Source organism: Novosphingobium sp. (assembly GCF_965228995.1).
Lineage (GTDB): Bacteria > Pseudomonadota > Alphaproteobacteria > Sphingomonadales > Sphingomonadaceae > Novosphingobium.
This window is the reverse complement of record NZ_OZ245852.1, coordinates 2,931,793-2,950,386: the sequence shown is the minus strand read 5'-3', so window position 1 is coordinate 2,950,386 and position 18,594 is coordinate 2,931,793. Positions and strand designations below refer to the sequence as shown.

18 protein-coding genes are annotated in these 18,594 nt (G+C 65.6%); 15 read left to right on the top strand and 3 right to left on the bottom strand.

Going from position 1 to position 18,594, the window contains the following annotated elements; genetic code table 11:
• The first annotated feature begins 230 nt into the window (after nt 1–230).
• The 7 genes from rimP to rbfA are packed head-to-tail and all read left to right on the top strand — an operon-like array spanning nt 231 to nt 6,874.
• On the top strand, nt 231–791 hold the full coding sequence (rimP, locus tag ACO056_RS13420) for a ribosome maturation protein RimP (protein ID WP_421847532.1): 561 nt from the start codon (nt 231–233) through the stop codon (nt 789–791).
• A 3-nt stretch (nt 792–794) separates the two neighbouring features.
• Nucleotides 795–2,435, top strand: coding sequence for a transcription termination factor NusA (gene nusA / locus ACO056_RS13415; RefSeq protein ID WP_421847530.1), 1,641 nt, complete (start codon nt 795–797; stop codon nt 2,433–2,435).
• Nucleotides 2,416–3,156 carry a DUF448 domain-containing protein gene (locus tag ACO056_RS13410; RefSeq protein WP_421847528.1) on the top strand — a complete coding sequence of 247 codons (741 nt, stop codon included), beginning with the start codon at nt 2,416–2,418 and terminating at the stop codon, nt 3,154–3,156. Before nusA ends, ACO056_RS13410 begins: the two co-directional genes overlap by 20 nt.
• Before the next feature lie 5 nt (nt 3,157–3,161).
• Nucleotides 3,162–5,747, top strand: coding sequence for a translation initiation factor IF-2 (gene infB, locus ACO056_RS13405; RefSeq protein ID WP_421847526.1), 2,586 nt, complete (start codon nt 3,162–3,164; stop codon nt 5,745–5,747).
• A 29-nt stretch (nt 5,748–5,776) separates the two neighbouring features.
• Nucleotides 5,777–5,911, top strand: a complete 135-nt coding sequence (locus ACO056_RS13400; protein WP_421847524.1) for a hypothetical protein — start codon at nt 5,777–5,779, stop codon at nt 5,909–5,911.
• A gap of 4 nt (nt 5,912–5,915) precedes the next feature.
• Nucleotides 5,916–6,452, top strand: a complete 537-nt coding sequence (locus ACO056_RS13395) for a DUF1697 domain-containing protein (protein WP_421847522.1) — start codon at nt 5,916–5,918, stop codon at nt 6,450–6,452.
• 14 nt (nt 6,453–6,466) lie between these two features.
• Nucleotides 6,467–6,874: a 30S ribosome-binding factor RbfA gene (rbfA, locus tag ACO056_RS13390; RefSeq protein WP_421847520.1), complete on the top strand. Its 408-nt coding sequence runs from the start codon at nt 6,467–6,469 to the stop codon at nt 6,872–6,874.
• Here the strand turns inward: rbfA and ACO056_RS13385 are convergent.
• Nucleotides 6,871–7,455, bottom strand: a complete 585-nt coding sequence (locus ACO056_RS13385) for a YceI family protein (protein ID WP_421847518.1) — start codon at nt 7,453–7,455, stop codon at nt 6,871–6,873. The two genes, rbfA and ACO056_RS13385, sit on opposite strands and share 4 nt — an antisense overlap.
• Nucleotides 7,456–7,648: 193 nt before the next feature.
• Between ACO056_RS13385 and ACO056_RS13380 the strand changes: the two genes are divergently transcribed.
• The 7 genes from ACO056_RS13380 (at nt 7,649) to ACO056_RS13350 (ending at nt 15,574) form a co-directional block, all read left to right on the top strand.
• Entirely contained in the window at nt 7,649–8,200 is a 552-nt protein-coding gene (locus ACO056_RS13380) for a GNAT family N-acetyltransferase (RefSeq protein ID WP_421847516.1), read from the top strand.
• The gene (locus tag ACO056_RS13375) at nt 8,197–8,898 is read left to right on the top strand and encodes a site-2 protease family protein (RefSeq protein WP_421847514.1); all 702 of its coding nucleotides are present in this window, start codon (nt 8,197–8,199) and stop codon (nt 8,896–8,898) included. Before ACO056_RS13380 ends, ACO056_RS13375 begins: the two co-directional genes overlap by 4 nt.
• An 11-nt stretch (nt 8,899–8,909) precedes the next feature.
• A complete protein-coding gene (truB, locus tag ACO056_RS13370) occupies nt 8,910–9,830 on the top strand; it encodes a tRNA pseudouridine(55) synthase TruB (RefSeq protein ID WP_421855504.1) in 921 nt (306 codons plus the stop codon).
• 6 nt (nt 9,831–9,836) lie between these two features.
• On the top strand, nt 9,837–10,106 hold the full coding sequence (gene rpsO, locus ACO056_RS13365) for a 30S ribosomal protein S15 (protein ID WP_421847512.1): 270 nt from the start codon (nt 9,837–9,839) through the stop codon (nt 10,104–10,106).
• 170 nt (nt 10,107–10,276) lie between these two features.
• Nucleotides 10,277–12,583 (top strand): polyribonucleotide nucleotidyltransferase, encoded by a 2,307-nt coding sequence (pnp, locus tag ACO056_RS13360; protein ID WP_421847510.1) that lies wholly within the window; start codon nt 10,277–10,279, stop codon nt 12,581–12,583.
• Nucleotides 12,584–12,701: 118 nt separating this feature from the next.
• On the top strand, nt 12,702–14,837 hold the full coding sequence (locus ACO056_RS13355) for a hypothetical protein (RefSeq protein WP_421847508.1): 2,136 nt from the start codon (nt 12,702–12,704) through the stop codon (nt 14,835–14,837).
• Complete coding sequence (locus ACO056_RS13350; protein WP_421847506.1) at nt 14,834–15,574, top strand: DUF3142 domain-containing protein; 741 nt, start codon at nt 14,834–14,836, stop codon at nt 15,572–15,574. Before ACO056_RS13355 ends, ACO056_RS13350 begins: the two co-directional genes overlap by 4 nt.
• Here the strand turns inward: ACO056_RS13350 and ACO056_RS13345 are convergent.
• Nucleotides 15,531–16,703, bottom strand: coding sequence for a GGDEF domain-containing protein (locus tag ACO056_RS13345; RefSeq protein WP_421847504.1), 1,173 nt, complete (start codon nt 16,701–16,703; stop codon nt 15,531–15,533). The two genes, ACO056_RS13350 and ACO056_RS13345, sit on opposite strands and share 44 nt — an antisense overlap.
• A 106-nt stretch (nt 16,704–16,809) precedes the next feature.
• A complete protein-coding gene (locus ACO056_RS13340; protein ID WP_421847502.1) occupies nt 16,810–17,535 on the bottom strand; it encodes a GcrA family cell cycle regulator in 726 nt (241 codons plus the stop codon).
• A gap of 123 nt (nt 17,536–17,658) precedes the next feature.
• On the opposite strand from ACO056_RS13340, the gene ACO056_RS13335 reads away from it, so the two are divergent.
• On the top strand, nt 17,659–18,558 hold the full coding sequence (locus ACO056_RS13335) for an ABC transporter permease (protein ID WP_421855501.1): 900 nt from the start codon (nt 17,659–17,661) through the stop codon (nt 18,556–18,558).
• Nucleotides 18,559–18,594 lie beyond the last annotated feature (36 nt).

Sequence of the window (18,594 nt, the reverse complement as noted above, 5' to 3'; positions counted from 1 at the left end):
GCCGTTTTCTGATTTGAGGCTGACTGACCTCGCTGGCCGAGATACCAAAGTGTGGGAAATTTCACCGATTTTCAGGAGTGCTCTGCCGAGCAATCTTGTGCTTGCCTTTTTAAAGGCGCGCGCCTAGGGGCAAGGCATCCCGACATTGTGAAGGCAAAGTCTGGGCTGGCGCCAAACGGGGCCGGCACCAAACCCGCTGCCTTTGCTGCGTTGGACCCGTTGGAGTACGCATGAACGATATCGCACGGATTACCGAGATTGCCGGAGAAGAGGCTGCCAGCCTCGGCTTCGATCTCGTGCGCGTGCGGTATTTCAAGGGCGGCGAAATCGGGGACGAGGAGCACACGCTCCAGATCATGGCCGAGCGGCCCGAGACCGGCCAGCTGGTGATCGACGATTGTGCCGCGCTGTCGCGCCGCATGTCCGATCGCATCGATGCGCTGGAAGAAGCGGGCGATGTGCTGATCGAGGAGGCCTACCGCCTCGAGGTCAGCTCACCCGGGATCGACCGTCCGCTGACCCGCGCGAAGGATTTTGCGGCGTGGACCGGCCATGAGGCGCGGATCGAACTGGCGGAACTGCTGGACGGCCGCAAGCGCTACCGGGGTGACCTTGTCAGCTTCGATGCCGATGCACAGATGATTTCGATCGAGGACGATGGCGTGGTATACCACGTGCCATTCGGTCTCGTCGCCAATGCCAAGCTTATCCTCACGGATAAGCTGATCGCCGCTTCCCGCCCGCTGGATACCAGCGGCGTGGATGACATCGTTGAGGAACAGGAAGACTAAGCCATGGCCAGTGCGATTTCCGCCAACCGCGCCGAGCTGCTCGCGATCGCGAACTCTGTCGCGACCGAGAAGATGATCGACAAGTCCATCGTCATCGAGGCGATGGAAGAAGCGATCCAGAAGTCCGCGCGCAACCGCTATGGTGCCGAGAACGACATCCGCGCCAAACTCGATCCGCGCACCGGCGATCTGCGCCTGTGGCGCGTGGTCGAGGTGGTCGAGGAAGTGGAGGACTACTTCAAGCAGGTTGATCTCAAGGCGGCTGAAAAGCTCCAGCCGGGCTCGAAGGTCGGCGACTTCCTTGTCGATCCGCTGCCGGCAGTCGAACTGGGCCGTATCGACGCGCAGTCGGCCAAGCAGGTGATCTTCCAGAAGGTCCGCGATGCCGAGCGTGACCGGCAGTACGAAGAATTCAAGGACCGCGCCGGCGAAGTCATCACCGGCGTGATCAAGTCGGTCGAATTCGGCCACGTGATCGTCAATCTCGGCCGCGCCGAGGGTGTGATCCGCCGCGACCAGCAGATCCCGCGCGAAGTGCCGCGCGTGGGCGAGCGCGTGCGCGCCTGGATCATGAAGGTCGAGCGCCAGAACCGCGGGCCGCAGATTTTCCTGAGCCGCGCGCATCCCGAGTTCATGAAGAAGCTCTTCGCGCAGGAAGTGCCCGAGATTTACGACGGCATCATCGAGATCAAGGCCGCCGCCCGCGATCCGGGTTCGCGCGCCAAGATCGGCGTGATCAGCCGCGATTCGAGCATCGACCCGGTCGGCGCCTGCGTCGGCATGAAGGGCAGCCGCGTGCAGGCCGTCGTGCAGGAACTGCAGGGCGAGAAGATCGACATCATCCCCTGGAGCGAGGACACCGCGACGTTCGTGGTCAACGCGCTGCAGCCCGCCACCGTCAGCCGCGTGGTGATCGACGAGGAAGAGAGCCGCATCGAGGTCGTCGTGCCCGATGACCAGCTTTCGCTCGCCATCGGTCGCCGCGGCCAGAACGTGCGGCTGGCCTCCTCGCTGACGGGTTCGGCCATCGACATCATGACCGAGGCGGAAGCTTCGGAGAAGCGCCAGAAGGAATTCGCCGAGCGCTCGAAGATGTTCGAGGAAGAGCTCGACGTCGACGAGACGCTTTCGCAGCTGCTGGTGGCCGAAGGCTTCAGCGAGCTCGAGGAAGTCGCCTATATCGACATCAGCGAACTCGCCGCGATCGAAGGCTTCGACGAGGAACTGGGCCAGGAACTGCAGAGCCGCGCGCTCGAGGCGCTGGAGCGCCGCGAGGAAGCGCAGCGCGAGGAGCGCCGCGGGCTTGGCGTCGAGGACGATCTCGCCGAATTGCCGCACCTGACCGAAGCGATGCTCGTCACGCTCGGCAAGGCGGGCATCAAGACGCTCGACGATCTGGCCGATCTCGCCACCGACGAACTCATTGCCAAGAAGCGCGGGGGCGAACAGCGCCGGCGCGGCAACAACAATGAGACTCGCCGCGAGCGCGATCGCAGCGAACGGACCGAGGACAAGGGCGGCGTCCTGGGCGAATATGGCCTCTCGGAAGAGCAGGGCAACGAGATCATCATGGCCGCGCGTGCACACTGGTTCGAGGACGAGCCAGCAGCTGAGGAGGCCGCCCATGCGGAATCCTCACAATGAGACGCTGAGCTCCGACAGAATCGGCGGCAAGCCGGCCGGGACTTCCGCAAAGGAAGCCCAGCCGGAGCGCAAATGCGTGCTGACCGGGCGCCTCGATGCGCGCGGTGAGCTGGTGCGGCTGGCCCTTTCGCCTGATGGCGACGTTCTGCCCGATGCGCTGGCGCGTGCGCCGGGGCGCGGAGCATGGATCGGCGTCAATGCGGTGGACCTTGCGGCGGCCGTAGCAAACGGCAAGCTGCGCGGTGCGCTGGCGCGGGCGTTCAAGGGCGCATCGCTTTCCATCCCGGCCGACCTTGCCGAGCGGACCCGCGCGGCACTCACCCGCGCGCTGACCGACCGGCTCGGCATCGAACTGCGCGCGGGCAACATGCTGCTCGGGACAGAGAAGATTGCGCAAGGTGCGCGCTCCGGTGCGGTGGTATGGCTCGCCCATGCCAGCGATGCCGGAAGCGACGGTCCGAACAAGCTGGCCCAGGCCTGGCGGGTGGGCGAGGACGCGGAAGGAACCGGCCTCAGAGGCATCATCTTGCCGCTGGACCGGGCGGCGCTGTCTGTGGCATTGGGCCGCGATAACGTGGTTCACCTGGCGCTGACCGATGCCGCCGCGGCCGAACGGGTCGCGGTGCCGCTGCGGCGCCTGCTGCATCTTCTAGGGTCTGAACCAGATACGGCGGACGCTGCCTCGGCAGCGTGCGAAGCTATTGATACGAAGGGTAAGTAAGTTTCATGAGCGATGACAAGAAGCCGACGCTCGGCCGCAGGCCGCTTGGCCTGAAGACTTCGGTCGAGGCGGGCGAGGTCAAGCAGACCTTCAGCCACGGGCGGACCAACAAGGTCGTCGTCGAGGTCAAGCGGCGCAAGCTGATGCCGCGTGGGCCGGGTGAAGCCGCGCCTGCCAGCGCGCCGGCCGAGGCACCGGTTGCCGCGCCTGCGACGCCCGCGCCGCAGCCCGTCCGCGCTCCGGCACCGCCGCCGCCGCCGCCCGCCGCCTCGCGCGAGACGCGTCAGGAAATGCAGACCCGCCTGCTTCGCGAGGCCGAGGAAGCGCGTCAGCAAGCGCTTGAAGCCGCAAACCGCCGCGAGCAGGAAGAGCGCCTGCGCGCTCTCGAAGAAGCGCGCCGCGCCGCCGAAGCGCGCAAGGCCGGTGAGGCCGAAGCGGCTGCTCCCGCCGAAGCGCCCGTTGCGGCACAGGTCGCGGCTCCGGTCGAGGCTCCTGTTGTCGAGGCGCCGGCCCCGGTCGAAGCGCCGGTTGCTGCGCCTGCCGCACCCGCCGAAGCCGAAGCTCCCGCTGCGGCCGAGCCTGCCGCGCAGCCTGCGCCGCGCCGCTTCACGCCTGTCGCTCCGCCCAAGCGGCCCGAGGCTCCGGCGAAGAAGCCCGCGCACGCCCCGCGCGACAAGGGGGCGGGCGACCGCCGCCAGGCCGGCACGCTCACTGTCACGCGCGCGCTCAACGAGGACGAAGGCGCCCGCGCCCGCAGCCTCGCCGCCCTGAAGCGTGCCCGCGAGAAGGAGCGCCGTGCGCACTTCGCCGGGCAGTCTCAGCCGCGTGAAAAGCAGGTCCGCGATGTCGTGGTGCCCGAGGCGATCACGGTGCAGGAGCTTGGCAACCGCATGGCCGAAAAGGCCGCGGATCTGGTGAAGGCGCTGTTCAAGATGGGCATGATGGTCACCATCAACCAGACCATCGACCAGGATACCGCCGAACTGCTCGTCACTGAATTCGGCCACAATATCAAGCGCGTATCGGATTCGGATATCGACATCGATACGGCCGCCGACGTCGATACCGACGAGACGCTGCAGCCGCGTCCGCCGGTGGTCACCATCATGGGCCATGTCGATCACGGCAAGACCAGCCTGCTTGACGCGCTGCGCGGCACCGACGTGGTGCGCGGCGAGGCCGGCGGCATCACGCAGCATATCGGCGCCTACCAGATCAAGACCAAGGGCGGTGACCACATCACCTTCCTTGATACCCCGGGCCACGAAGCCTTCACCGAAATGCGCATGCGCGGTGCCAATGTCACCGACATCGTCATTCTGGTGGTCGCGGCGGATGACGGGCTGATGCCGCAGACGATCGAGGCGATCAACCACACCAAGGCGGCCGGCGTGCCGATGATCGTGGCGATCACCAAGGCCGACAAGCACGAGGCCAACCCGCAGAAGATCCGCGAACGCCTGCTCGAGCACGAGATCGTGGTCGAGGAAATGTCGGGCGATGTGCAGGATGTCGAGGTTTCGGCCAAGACCGGGCAGGGCATGGACGAGCTGATCGAGAAGATCCTGCTCCAGGCCGAACTGCTTGAACTGCGCGCCAATCCGGACCGCGCCGCCGAGGCGACCGTGATCGAGGCCAAGCTCGACAAGGGCAAGGGTCCGCTCGCGACCGTGCTGGTCAATCGCGGCACGCTCAAGGTTGGCGACATTCTGGTTGTCGGTACCCAATCGGGCCGCGTGCGCGCGATGCTCGATGACAAGGGCCGCCAGATCAAGGAAGCGCCGCCGTCGCTGCCGGTCGAAGTGCTCGGCCTTGGCGGCGTGCCGATGGCGGGCGATACGCTGACCGTGGTGGAAAACGAGGCACGTGCCCGCGAGGTTGCCGCCTACCGCCATGAACGCGCAACCGCCAAGCGCACGGCGCAGGCGCCGACGAGCCTTGAGAACATGTTCTCCGCGCTCGCGGCCAAGCAGGCCGTCATCGAGTATCCGGTGGTCATCAAGGCTGACGTGCAGGGCTCGACCGAAGCGATCGTCAATGCGCTCAACCGCATTTCGACCGATGAGATCAAGGTGCGCATCCTCGCCTCGGGCGTGGGCGCGATCACCGAAAGCGACGTCAACCTCGCGCAGGCGAGCGGCGCGCCGATCATCGGCTTCAACGTCCGTCCGAACGCCAAGGCGCGCGAGCTGGTTGAACGCTTCAAGGTGCGGATGAAGTACTTTGACGTGATCTACCAGCTCACCGACGACATCCGCCTCGAAATGGCCGGCCAGCTCGGGCCGGAGCGGATCGAGACCGTGGTTGGCCGCGCCGAGGTCAAGGAAGTGTTCCCCGCGGGCAAGCGCGACAAGGCAGCCGGTCTGCTCGTGGTCGAGGGCTTCATCCGCAAGGGCATCAATGCGCGTCTTACCCGCAACGATGTCATCATTTCGCAGACGCTCATCCACTCGCTGCGCCGTTTCAAGGACGACGTGGCCGAAGTGCGCGCAGGCCTCGAATGCGGTGTGGTGCTGGCCGATACGAATGATGTGAAGGCGGGCGACCAGCTTGAAGTGTTCGAGGTCGAGGAGCGCGTGCGTACGCTGTGAACGAGCGATCGGACCTCAAAGGTATGACCGTGAACGAACGCCTGGTCGTTTGCGGCTTGATCGTTGAGTTCGATCGTGCCCGTTCGCGATGGGATGTCGAAGCCCTGAGGTCGATCTTCGCGGAGATCGACCTTTCGGGATATGACCTAGAACAGCTGCGCTGAAGCCATGCCTCGCTACGTAGCCCTCCTCGGCTCGATCAACGTCGGCGGCAATCGGTTGTCGATGGCGGAGCTGCGCGAGGCGTTCGAGCGCGAGGGTCTGGAGCAGGTCGAGACTGTGATCGCCAGCGGCAATGTGCTGTTCGAGCATGAGGAGCGCCCGACCGAGGGCCTGGTGGACATGCTCGCCTGGATCATGCGCGAGCGGTTCGACATGGACAGCATGGTCGCGGTGCTGGGCGCGGCCGAGCTGCGCAGCGCGATCGAGGACAATCCGTTCACCGGCGACGGCGCGGACGCGAATGTCCACACCATGTTCCTTGATGGCGAGGCCGATCCCGCGCAGTTCCGCGTGCTGGTGGAAGATCAGGCGGCGCGCGGCCCCGAAAGGCTCGCACTCGGCCCGCGCGCGCTCTATATCGATTTTGTCGAAGGCGTTTCGGCCAGCCGGATGACGGGCGCGTTTCTCGAACGGCGGCTCGGCCGGCGCGGCACGGCACGCAATGTACGCTCGCTCGCGCGCATTCTCGCGAAGATGGGCTGAAGGATAGACGTACCATGGCAAAGCAGCCCGCATCCCCGGAAACCCGCTCGGTCCGCCTGCTCAAGGTGGGCGAGCAGGTGCGCCATATCCTATCTGAGCTGCTGATGCGGCAGGAAGTGCACGACGAAGTGCTCACCGCGCATTCCGTCTCGGTGACGGAAGTGCGCATGTCGCCCGATCTTCGGCATGCGACGGCCTATATCAAGCCGCTGCTCGGTGCGAACGAGGAAGCGGTGCTGAAGGCGCTGCGGACCAACACCGCGTTTTTCCAGAAGGAAGTGGCGCAGCGCCTGCGGCTCAAGTACGCGGCCAAAGTCAAGTTTCTGGCTGACGAAAGCTTTGACGCGGCGAGCCATATTGACAAGCTGCTGGCTGATCCCAAGGTTCAGCGCGATCTCGGCGACGTCGTGGACGAGGCTTAACTCGGCACCATCCGTGCGCGGATCGTCACGTTGACCATCGCGCCGATGATCCACGGAAAGGCGGTCATGCCGAACTCGCGGCGATCGATCACGCCGGTGCCAACGATGGAGATCGGCTGGGTGCCGCCGGTCGAGAAGGGCGGGACCGAAAACGTAACGTTGAGCTTGATCGGTCGGGTAACCCCGCGCGCGGTGATGTTGCCCTCGACTTCGGCGGTCTTCTCGCCGGTCATCTTCAGATGCCGCCCGACGAAGCGCACGGTGGGATGGTTGGCGACGTCGAAAAAGCTTTTGCCCCTCAGCGTCTTGGCCTGCGAATCTCCGGTCGTGAGCGTGCGCGCGTCGATATCGACGACCATGTCGAGCGCTTCGAGATCGGCGAACGAGAGGTTGAAGGTGCCCGACATGTCCGGGAAATGCGCGGTCTTGGTGGCGATGCCGAGGAAGGGGACTTTCGCATCCACCCTGCTGGCGCTGCGGTCGATCACATAGCGCAAGTCCCCCGCCATCGCGGCTGCGGGCTGCAGCAGGGTCAACGCGGCGGCGAACCCGATGAGGAGGCGGGAAAACGGAGAGGTCATAAGGATCCTTGTTGTCCGGCAGGGGTTAACCTGCCCTGACGAAAGCCCCGACGGTGTGAAGGGGCGCTGCATACTCGATGATTTCGCGGCCATACCTGCTTGCAGGCGCTTGGCTTTCGCCGCGCAATGCCTATGTGAGCGGGGGTATGGCAATCCTCCCTTTCCGCCACCCGGCATCCGGGACGCGCACGCGATGAGCGCCCCGCAGCTCTATGTCCCGCTGGAGGAAGGCGATCTCCGGATCGAGCCGCTGCGCGAGGATCACCGCGAGGCGCTGCGCGCGGCGTGTGCCGAAGATAGCGAGATCTGGGAAATCTATCCCTTCTGCTATGCGGGCGAGCATTTCGATCCGCAGTTTGACAGCCTGCTGGCGGGCCCGCCGGGGCGCTGCGTCTATGCCGTGCTCAGGGACGGCGTGGTGGTCGGCATGACCGCGTGGATCGCGTTTGGCGATCCGGGCTGGTCGATCGAGATTGGCAACAGCTACATCCTCCCCTCGCTGCGCGGTTCCGGCTTCAACGGGCGGTTGAAGCGGCTCATGATCGATCATGCCTTTGCCTGCGGGCACGAGCGCGTGGTGTTCAAGGTCGACGTTATCAACACCCGCAGCCGCGCAGCGGTGCGCAAGCTTGGCGCGGTGGAGGAAGGCGTGATGCGGCGCGAACGCAAGACCTGGACGGGGCGTGTGCGCGACACTGTGATCTGCGGCTTGCTGCGGGAAGACTGGCTGGCGGCGCGCCCATGAACAATCCGTTCTATGTTGCCGCCACGGTGATCGTGCCGATGGTGTTCGCCATCGTGCTGCACGAGATCGCGCATGGCTGGGCCGCGCGCCTGCTGGGTGATCCGACTGCGTACGAGCGCGGGCGGCTGAGCCTCAATCCGCTGAAGCATGTCGATCCGATGGGGACGCTGATCCTGCCGGGCATGCTCAAGCTGCTGGGCCTGCCGGTGTTCGGCTGGGCCAAGCCGGTCCCCGTGAGCTATGCGCGGCTGCGCCACCCAAAGCGCGACATGGCATTCGTCGCGGCGGCAGGGCCGCTGACGAACTTTGTGCTGGCGGCGCTGGCCGCGGTGGCCTTCGGGCTGCTGCTACGCCGGCTCGATCCGCAGGGAACGCCGGGGCCGACGACGATGTTCTTGGTGGACAATCTCAAGAACTTCATCGCGATCAACGTGTTCCTCGGCACGTTCAACCTGCTGCCGCTACCGCCGTTCGATGGTTCGCGCATCGTGCGCGGGCTTGCCCCGGCGGCGGGGGTGCGCCTGCTCGACCGGATCGAGCCCATCGGCATTCCGCTGTTCATGGCGGTGTTCATCGTGCTGCCGTGGCTGTTTCCGGGCCTCCACATCGTCGACCGGCTGATCGGCCCGCCGATGGAGTGGATGCTGAGCCAGTTCGATCATATCGTGGCGCTGGTGGCCGGGCCCGAGCTCGATTGAGCGCGCAGGGCATGGTCAATGGCTGGATCATTCTCGACAAGCCGCACGGGCTGGGTTCGACGCAGGCCGTGGGGGCGGTCAAGCGCAACTTGCGCGAGGCAGGCTACGGCAAGGTCAAGGTCGGCCACGGCGGCACGCTCGATCCGCTGGCGACAGGTGTGCTGCCGATTGCGCTGGGCGAGGCGACCAAGCTGTGCGGGCGGATGCTCGATGCGAGCAAAGTCTACGCCTTCACCACCTGCTATGGCATCGAGACGGATACTCTCGACCTTGAAGGCAGGATTGTACGCGAGGTTGAAAGCGTCGTCGGCATTGTGGATGATGCCGACATTGAAGACGTGCTGATCCAGTTCACCGGTCCGATCGAGCAGACTCCGCCCGCCTATTCAGCGATCAAGGTGGACGGAAAACGTGCTTATGATCTGGCACGGGCCGGCGAGGAGGTTGCGCTCAAAAGCCGTCATGTGACAATCCACCGTCTCGAATATCGTGGTTCATGGTGGGATGAGGGCAAGCTCTACGCCACGTTGGAAGCCAATGTCTCCAAGGGCACTTATATCCGCAGCCTCGCGCGAGATATTGCTCATGCGCTTGGCACGGTCGGCCATGTCACGATGCTGCGCCGCCTGCGCGCGGGGCCGTTCGGCTTGCCCCAAGCGATTTCGCTGGACAAATTGAACGAGGTGGGTAAGGGCGCACCCCTTGAACACGTACTCTTGCCGCTGGAGGCAGGGCTGGCCGACATCCCGGCTCTTGACCTTTCGCCCGAGCAGGCAAGAGCGGTCCGCCAGGGCCGCGTTCTTGACGGGCTGCCCCATACCGACGGGCTTTACTGGGTGCGCAGCGGCAAAACGCCGGTCGCGCTGGTAGAGCTTTCAGGCTCCGTCCTGACCGTCGCACGGGGGTTCAACCTTCCCGATGTCGCGGAGTGATGAATAATGTCGATTAGCGCAGAAAAGAAGCAGGAAGTCATTGCGGGCAACGCGCGCGGCACCAACGACACGGGTTCGCCCGAAGTCCAGGTCGCGATCCTGACCAGCCGTATCCTGACCCTGACGGAGCACTTCAAGGCTCACCACAAGGACAACCATTCGCGCCGCGGGCTGCTGATGATGGTCAACAAGCGGCGCTCGCTGCTGGACTATCTGAAGAAGAAGGATGTGGCGCGCTACAATGCCCTCATCCAGAAGCTCGGTCTGCGCAAGTAACCAAGCGGAAAGCGGCCCCCACGTGGGCCGCTTTTTGCATCTGGCACCCGCTTTGCAATTCGGCAGGCGGGCAATCCGGGGGCCGCAAACAGGCCCCGCACCGGACCGGGACGGCACACCCGGCAGCAAACCCCGTGCGCAATTTGGTGCGCGGGCTCGAAGGAAAACGCATGTTCGACGTCAAGACAGTATCGCTGGAGTGGGGCGGCAAGACCCTCACTCTGGAAACCGGCCGCATTGCCCGTCAGGCTGACGGCGCGGTCCTCGCCACGTATGGCGAAACGGTTGTGCTCTGCGCGGTGACTGCCGCCAAGAAGGTCAAGGAAGGCCAGGACTTCTTCCCACTGACCGTGCACTACCAGGAAAAGTTCTCGGCCGCCGGGCGCATCCCGGGTGGCTTCTTCAAGCGCGAGCGCGGCGCGACGGAAAAGGAAACGCTGGTTTCCCGCCTGATCGATCGCCCGGTGCGTCCGCTGTTCCCCGAAGGTTTCTACAACGAGATCAACGTCATCGCCCAGGTGCTGAGCTATGATGGCGAGACCGAGCCTGATGTGGTTGCGATGATCGCTGCCTCGGCTGCGCTGACCATCTCGGGCGTGCCGTTCATGGGCCCGATCGCGGCTGCCCGCGTTGGCTTCAAGGACGGCGAATACCAGCTCAACCCGTCGCTTTCGCAGGTTGCCGAAGGCCGCCTCGATCTCGTCGTCGCAGCCACCGATGCGGCCGTGATGATGGTCGAATCCGAAGCCAAGGAACTGACCGAGGACGAAATGCTCGGCGCGGTCATGTTTGCGCATGACGAGATCCGCAAGGTTGTCGGCGCGATCATCTCGCTCGCCGAGAAGGCCGCCAAGGACCCCTGGGAAATCGACCTCACCGACAACACGGCGGACATCAAGGCCAAGCTCAAGACGCTGGTCGGCGCCGATGTGGCTGCGGCCTACAAGCTCACCGACAAGTCGGCGCGTTCGAACGCGCTCAACGAAGCGCGGGCCAAGGCCAAGGAAGCATTTGCCGCGGAAGGTCCGCAGACCCAGATGGTCGCGATGAAGACCATGAAGAAGGTCGAAGCCGATATCGTGCGCGGCGCCATCCTCAAGGACGGCACGCGTATCGACGGGCGCACCACCACGCAGGTCCGCCCGATCGAATCGATCGTCGGCTTCCTGCCGCGCACGCACGGTTCCTCGCTCTTCACGCGCGGTGAAACGCAGGCGATCTGCACCACCACGCTGGGCACCAAGGACGCCGAGCAGATGATCGACGGTCTCGACGGCCTGTCGTATCAGCGCTTCATGCTGCACTACAACTTCCCGCCGTACTCGGTTGGCGAAGTTGGCCGTTTCGGTGCTCCGGGCCGCCGCGAAGTCGGCCACGGCAAGCTGGCGTGGCGCGCGCTGCACCCGGTGCTGCCGAGCAAGGAAGACTTCCCCTACACGATCCGCGTGCTCTCGGACATTACCGAGTCGAACGGTTCGTCCTCGATGGCGACCGTCTGCGGCGGCTGCCTTTCGATGATGGATGCGGGCGTTCCGATCGAACGTCCGGTTTCGGGCATCGCGATGGGCCTGATCCTTGAAGGCGACGAGTTCGCCGTTCTTTCGGACATCCTGGGCGACGAGGATCACCTCGGCGACATGGACTTCAAGGTCGCCGGCACCAGCGCGGGCATCACCACGATGCAGATGGACATCAAGATCGCGGGCATCACGCGCGAGATCATGGCCAAGGCGCTGCATCAGGCGAGCGAAGGCCGTGCGCACATCCTGAACGAGATGACCAAGGCGCTGGGTTCGGCTCGCACCGAGCTTTCGGCCCATGCTCCGCGCATCGAGACGATCCAGATCGACAAGTCGAAGATCCGCGAAGTCATCGGCACCGGCGGCAAGGTGATCCGTGAGATCGTTGCGGAAACCGGCGCGAAGGTCGACATTGACGACGAAGGCCTGATCAAGATCAGCTCTTCCGACATCAACCAGATCGAAGCCGCGAAGAAGTGGATCCTCGGCATCGTGGAAGAGGCCGAAGTCGGCAAGGTCTATGATGGCAAGGTCGTGAACATCGTCGATTTCGGCGCGTTCGTGAACTTCATGGGCGGCAAGGACGGTCTCGTCCACGTGTCGGAAATGCGCAACGAGCGGGTCGAGAAGCCCACCGATGTGGTGAAGGAAGGCCAGGCCGTGAAGGTCAAGGTCCTCGAGATCGATCCGCGCGGGAAGGTTCGCCTTTCGATGCGCGTTGTCGATCAGGAAACCGGCGCCGAGCTCGAAGACACCCGTCCGCCCCGCGAACCGCGCGAGCCGCGTGGTGATCGCCCGGATCGTGGTGATCGCGGCGGCGACCGTCGCGGCCCGGGTGGCCCGCGCGGTGATCGTGGTCCGCGTCGTGACGGTGGTGGCGGTCGTGACCGCGGCCCGCGTGGCGGCGGTGAGGGCGGCGGGGATCATATCCCGGCGTTCCTCAAGTCGGACGACTGATCGCTCCGGCCTGAAGCCAGATGAAATGAGGGCTCGCGGCAACGCGGGCCCTTTTTTCTTGCCTTGGCGCATGCGCCGGGGGAACGATGCCTCCCGCAGCTAAGCGAGAGGGACGACGATGCGGCTGAAGCGCACCAAGGGCGTGGTCATGGCGGGGCTGCTTGCCTCATCGGGTGCAGCGCTGGCCTGCGCGGATGTGGGCTGCGATCCGGCATGGTCGCTGTTTGGCGGGGCGCAGGCCTGCCACAACCGGGTGGTGATCGGGCCGGGGAACGACAGCCGGGTCAACCTGCTTGCCTTGCTGCGCGATTCGGCTGGGCTGGGGCTGACAGGAGCCGTCACGGGCGGCGGGGACTATCCCAAGCCCGAATACGACGAGGAAGGCTTCGGCCACACGTTCCTCGATTGGGGCATGGTGACGCGGCAATGGGTGCCCGCGTTCGATCCGCAGGCCGAGCCGCCTGCCAATGTCATCGATGGACCTTGCGCGGCATTTCGCGCCGCGACCCCGCAATTTACCGATGCACTTGCGGCCAACCGCGCGGTGCCGCAGGCCGAGCGATCCGTGCTTGCAAACGCACGGATGCAGCTGGTTGCGCGCTGTGCCGATCCCAAGCTGCCCGCCGTGTTGCCCGGGGTTGCAGCGAGCAGCGCGCCGGGGAAGGCTTTCCTTGGCTATCTGACTGCGTCCGACGCGTTCTATGCCACGCGCTATAGCGAAGCGGCGAACGGCTATGCCGCGCTCGCCAGCGCGCCCGATCCCTGGGTTGCCGAAACCGCGCGCTACATGGTTGCCCGCGCCTGGCTTGGTGAGGCGCTGCTGCACAGCACGGACGAATACGGCTATTTCGGCGGCCTCAAGGCAGTCGACAAGGCAGCAGCCCTGCGCGGCAAGGCAGCGCTGGCCGACTATATCAAGGCCTATCCCAAGGGACGCTACACCGAGTCCGCGAAGGGCCTGGAGCGGCGTGCGCTTTGGCTTTCCGGCGATTTTGCCGCGCTCGGCCAGCGTTACGAGAGCGTGCTGACCGGGGCGCCCAAGGAGGGCGAAGCGCTGGTCGACCTGCTCAACGAAGCGGACGGCAAGTATCTCTCCAACGCGGACAATCCCAATCCGCGCGGCGGCGGACTGCTGCTGCTCGCGGCGGCGGACCTCATGGCGATGCGCGTTGTCGATCCGGATGAGCGCTATGATCTGGGCGGCGCTGACAAGCAGATCGATGCGGCCACGCTGGCAAGCCAGCAAGCAAGCTTCCTGCGTGCGCCCGAGCTCTTCGCCTTCCTTCAGGCCAACCATGCCTTCTATGTCACGAAGGACTATGCGCGCGTTCTCCAGCTGATCCCGGATGATGCGAAGCGCGCATCCTACACTCCGCTGGCGTTCAGCCGGCAGGTGCTGCGCGGGCAGGCGCTGGCAGCCAAGGGCGATCCGAACGAGGCGGGCTTCTGGCTCGAACTGCTCGGCGGCGCGAAGGCGCTGTGGCAGCGCCCGACAGTCGAGCTGGGCCTGGCGATGAACTGGGAGCGGCACGGCAAGCTGGCGCAGGTCTTCGCGCCCGGATCGCCGATCACCGACCGCATGGTGCGCGAAATCCTGCTGACGCATTCCGCCGGCTCGGCGCTGCTGCACCGCGTGGCGCTTGATGGCCAGGGCCTGCAGTCCGAGCGCGATGCGGCGCTGTTCACGCTGCTCTACAAACAATTGAGCCGGGGCGATTATGCCGGCTTCCGCTCCAATCTGACGCTCGTGCGCGGCGATGCGCCGACCGAGGGGCTGTGGGGCTTTGCGCCCGGCACAGCTGCGCCGCTGGGGCTGTTCGCCAAGGGCCGCACGGCGCAAGCGGGGTTTGCGTGCCCTGTGCTGCAGGGGACCGTCGCCGCGCTGGCCGCCAATCCGCAGGACAGTCACGCGCGGCTGTGCCTTGGCGAGTTCTGGCGCCTCAATGGCTTTGACGGGTTCACCACGCTCGATACCGCGCCGCCCAAAGGGCGGCTGGGCGGCGCGGCCAACGACTTTCCCGGCAAGCCGCTGGCGCGCGGGGCAATCTACGCCGCGGCAATTGTCGATCCGCGCACCGCACCGGACGACCGCGCCTATGCGCTGTACCGCGCGGTCAATTGCTATGGTCCCTCCGGGTACAATGGCTGCGGCGGGGAGGATGTGCCCATCGCCCAGCGCAAAGGCTGGTACGACCGGCTGAAGCGCGAGTTTCCCAAGAGCCTCTGGGCGCAGAAGCAGAAGTACTATTGGTGAGGCGGGCCGCGGCGGCCGTGCTGGCCGCGCTGGCGCTGGCGAGCTGCGGCAAGTCCGAGGCGCCGCGCGTCAATCCCGCCCAGTACGAACGGTTCTTCCTCTGGGCCGGGGTGCCGCCGCCGCCTGCGGTGAAGCACGCGCGCGAGCTCTATATCCTCGGCGGCGAGATCCGGCGCGGCGGTCCGGTGCGGCTGATCAACATGCGCGCGGGCGTGCCGCACCTCAGCGGGCCGGACGTGTGGCTCACCGTGCGCACGGAGCGGCTCGATTGGGATGCCGCGACCTGGGACGCCGTGCGCGCGATGCTCGCGCGTTGGCGCGCGGCCGGAAACCGGCTGGAGGGGCTGCAGATCGATTTCGATGCCGCAACGCCGGGCCTGGCCCATTACCGGGCATTCCTTGAGCAAGTGCGCCGCGAACTGCCGCCGGGCACGCGGCTTTCGATCACCGGCCTGCTCGATTGGAGCGCGAACGGCGATCCGGTGGAGCTTGCCCGGCTTGCGGGGCTGGTCGATGAAGTGGTGATCCAGACCTATCAGGGCCGCCACACGATCCCCGGCTATGCGGCGTGGTTCGGCCACATCGATAGCCTGCCGATACCGCACAAGATCGCACTGGTGGAAGGCGGGGAGTGGACGCCGCCCTCAGCCTTGGCGCGGGACCGACAATTTGGGGGCTATGTCGTGTTTCTGCTCAAGCCGCCTTCGCCTGCGGATCGGGGTTCTCGCCGGCCCTGAGGATGCGGTTGCGGCCCGATTGCTTGGCGGCATAGAGCGCTTCGTCGGCTGCCTTCATGGCTGCGCTCTTGTCTGGAAAGGCAAAGGCGTCCGCGATCCCGCCGGAGAAGGTGATCTTGCCGAATGGCGTGTCATTGGCACGGTTCACGAGCCGGCGTTCGGCGATTTCCTGCCGCGCGGAGTCGAGCTTCTTCCACGCCATATCAACGGTATGATTGCGCCAGATGACGGCGAATTCCTCGCCGCCGTGCCGCGCCACGAAGCAGCGGGCATCGGCGATTCGATTGAGCGTCTCGCCCACGAACTTGAGCACGCGGTCGCCAGCGGGGTGGCCGTGTGCGTCATTTACGCGCTTGAAATGGTCGATGTCGACGAAGGCGATGCAGAGCTCCTCGCCCGCCTTGCTGGCCTCGCGCATCTCGCGCTCCAGCATCTGATCGAAGGCGCGCCGGTTGGGGAGGCCGGTCAGGTGGTCTACTTCGGCGAGACGCCGGGTCTCGTCGAGCGAGGTCTGCAAGCCCTGCGCGCGGCGTTCGCTGCAGGCGAGCTCGCTCTCGATCACGATGCTGCGCTCCATCATCGCGCGGGTCAGCGCCGCCAGTTCGGTGATCACGACGCCAGCGCGGCCGACACCTTCCAGCTCGTCGATATGCTCCTTGAGGGCGCTGTTGTATTCGCTGGTGGCCGTGCGCGCGCCGGTCGTGGTCCTGGTGAACTCGTCCAGACTGTCCTCGAGCCGGCCCATCAGCACCGCAAGCGCATCGCTGCTCTTCTCGTGCGTGCTTTCGCCGCGCTGTTCCTCGATCCACTTCAGCGTGATCGGGAGGCCCTTTTCGGTGCGTTCGAGGATCGACTGGGCAATGCGGGGCGCACCGCCGGTGACGCATTCGTAGGCTACCGTCAGCGTGGTCGGCAGGATTTCGAGATCATGGTCGATCAGGAAATCTGCGATCTTGCTGATCATGCGCCGCTTGGCCGGAAGCCAGACTTCGCGCGCGGTGAGTTCGTTCGTGCCGGCGGACTGCGCGGCAGGCCCAGCCGGCTCCATCGCATCATCGGCGGCACTGATGCTGAACCAATGCCACCAGCGCGGTTTGCGCGCGTTCTCGTCTGACGTCTGTTCGCTCATGCAAACAAGAACGGCGCGGCCGAAGCGGTATTAACCAGAGCGCGGCGCCAAAAGCGCTGCAAATCAGCGGCTTTTGGACCGGATCGGACTTAACGTAGCAAAGCCTTCAGCGCACTCTTGGGCCGCCGAAGGGCATCGGCGGCGGCGGGCGGCGATGGCCACGCGGCAGCTGCGCCTGATAGGCACGCCCGCAATGCTCGACGCAATAGGGGAAGCCGGGGTTCACCTTGTCGCCGCAGAAGTGGAAATCGGGTTCGCCCGGGTGGCCCATCGGCCAGCGGCAAATGCGGTCGTTAAGGTCGAGCAGCCCGGTCTTGTCGGCCACTTCGTGACTCGGCCGTGCGGGCACGAGACGGCGGGGCGGGGCAGGGGGGATCGGCGCCTGCTGGTCGCCGGGACCCTGACGCAGGAAACCGCCGGGGCCAACCGAGACGATGCGCGGCTGCGGTGTGCTGACGGGCGCGTCAGGAATGGTGCTTGCCGACTGGGCAGCCGGCTTCGGCGCAGCGGCAACCGGAGCGGCCGGCGCGCGCGGGGCAGGGGCGGGCTGGGCAGGTGCCGACGGTGCGGGAGCGGGCGCCGGACGCGGCGTTGCAGCGCGCGGTTCGGGTGCGGACGCTTCTGGCGCTGGGCGCGCTGCCTTGGCGGGCGCCGCTTCGCTCTTTTCGTTGGGCTTGACCGGTGAAGGCCGCGCCTTGAGGCCAAGGCGATGCGCCTTGCCGATCACGGCATTGCGGCTGACCCCGCCGAGTTCTTCGGCGATCTGGCTGGCGGTGGCACCACCTTCCCACATCTTGGTCAGCTTCTCGATCCGCTCGTCCGTCCAGCTCATGCCGTCTTAAATCCTTCAGAACTTGCCCTGCGCACACGTTTCGCCGCAGGACTTCAGCTTACCCGGTGGGGTAGGCGGTGCAATGCCTTGCCATGATCCGGCATGCGCGATACCGCACCGGACATGGCCGATCAACCAACTCCAGATCTCTCTGGTCCCAACGCCGGGGCTGCTTCCTATCGTGAACAACCCAGCCGAGCGGGGGATTTTCCACCGCCGGGCGAAGTGCGCTTCCGCAGCATCAATCGCTTGGGGCTGTGGACCCTCTATATGAAGGAGGTGCGCCGTTTCTTCAAGGTGCAGACCCAGACGATCTGGGCTCCGGCGGTGACAACGCTGCTCTATCTGATGATCTTTACGCTGGCGCTGGGCGGCGGCGGGCGCATTGTGCTGGGCGTGCCCTTCGCCACCTTCGTCGCGCCGGGCCTCATCGCGATGGGGATGATCAACAATTCCTTCGCCAATTCGAGCTTCGGGCTGCTTGTCGGCAAGATCCAGGGCACGATCATCGATTACCTGATGCCGCCGATCTCGAATGCCGAACTGATCCTTGCGCTGGTGGCCGCCGCGGTCACGCGCGCGATCCTCGTCGGCCTTGCGGTGGCGGCGGCGATGGCGTTCTGGCCCGGAGTGAACCTGACAGTGCACCATCCCTGGGCGGTGATCTGGTTCGGGCTGATGGGTTCGATCCTGCTCGCGCTGATCGGCGTGCTGACCTCGCTCTGGGCGGAAAAGTTCGATCACAACGCGGCGATCACCAACTTCGTGATCACCCCGATGTCGATGCTTTCGGGCACGTTCTACGTGATCAGCAACCTGTCGCCGACATTCCAGACAATCAGCCGGTTCAACCCGATTTTCTACGTGATCTCTGGCTTCCGCTTCGGCTTCCTCGGCCAGAGCGACATCGGCACGACCAACGAAGCCGTGCTGCACGGCGCGATCGGGCTCGGCGTGCTGAACCTGGTGCTGTGGGTGGCGATCTACTACATCTTCCAGTCGGGCTGGAAGCTGAAGGCCTGAACCCGCGTGTGACGGCGGCAAGCGCCGCCGTCAGCG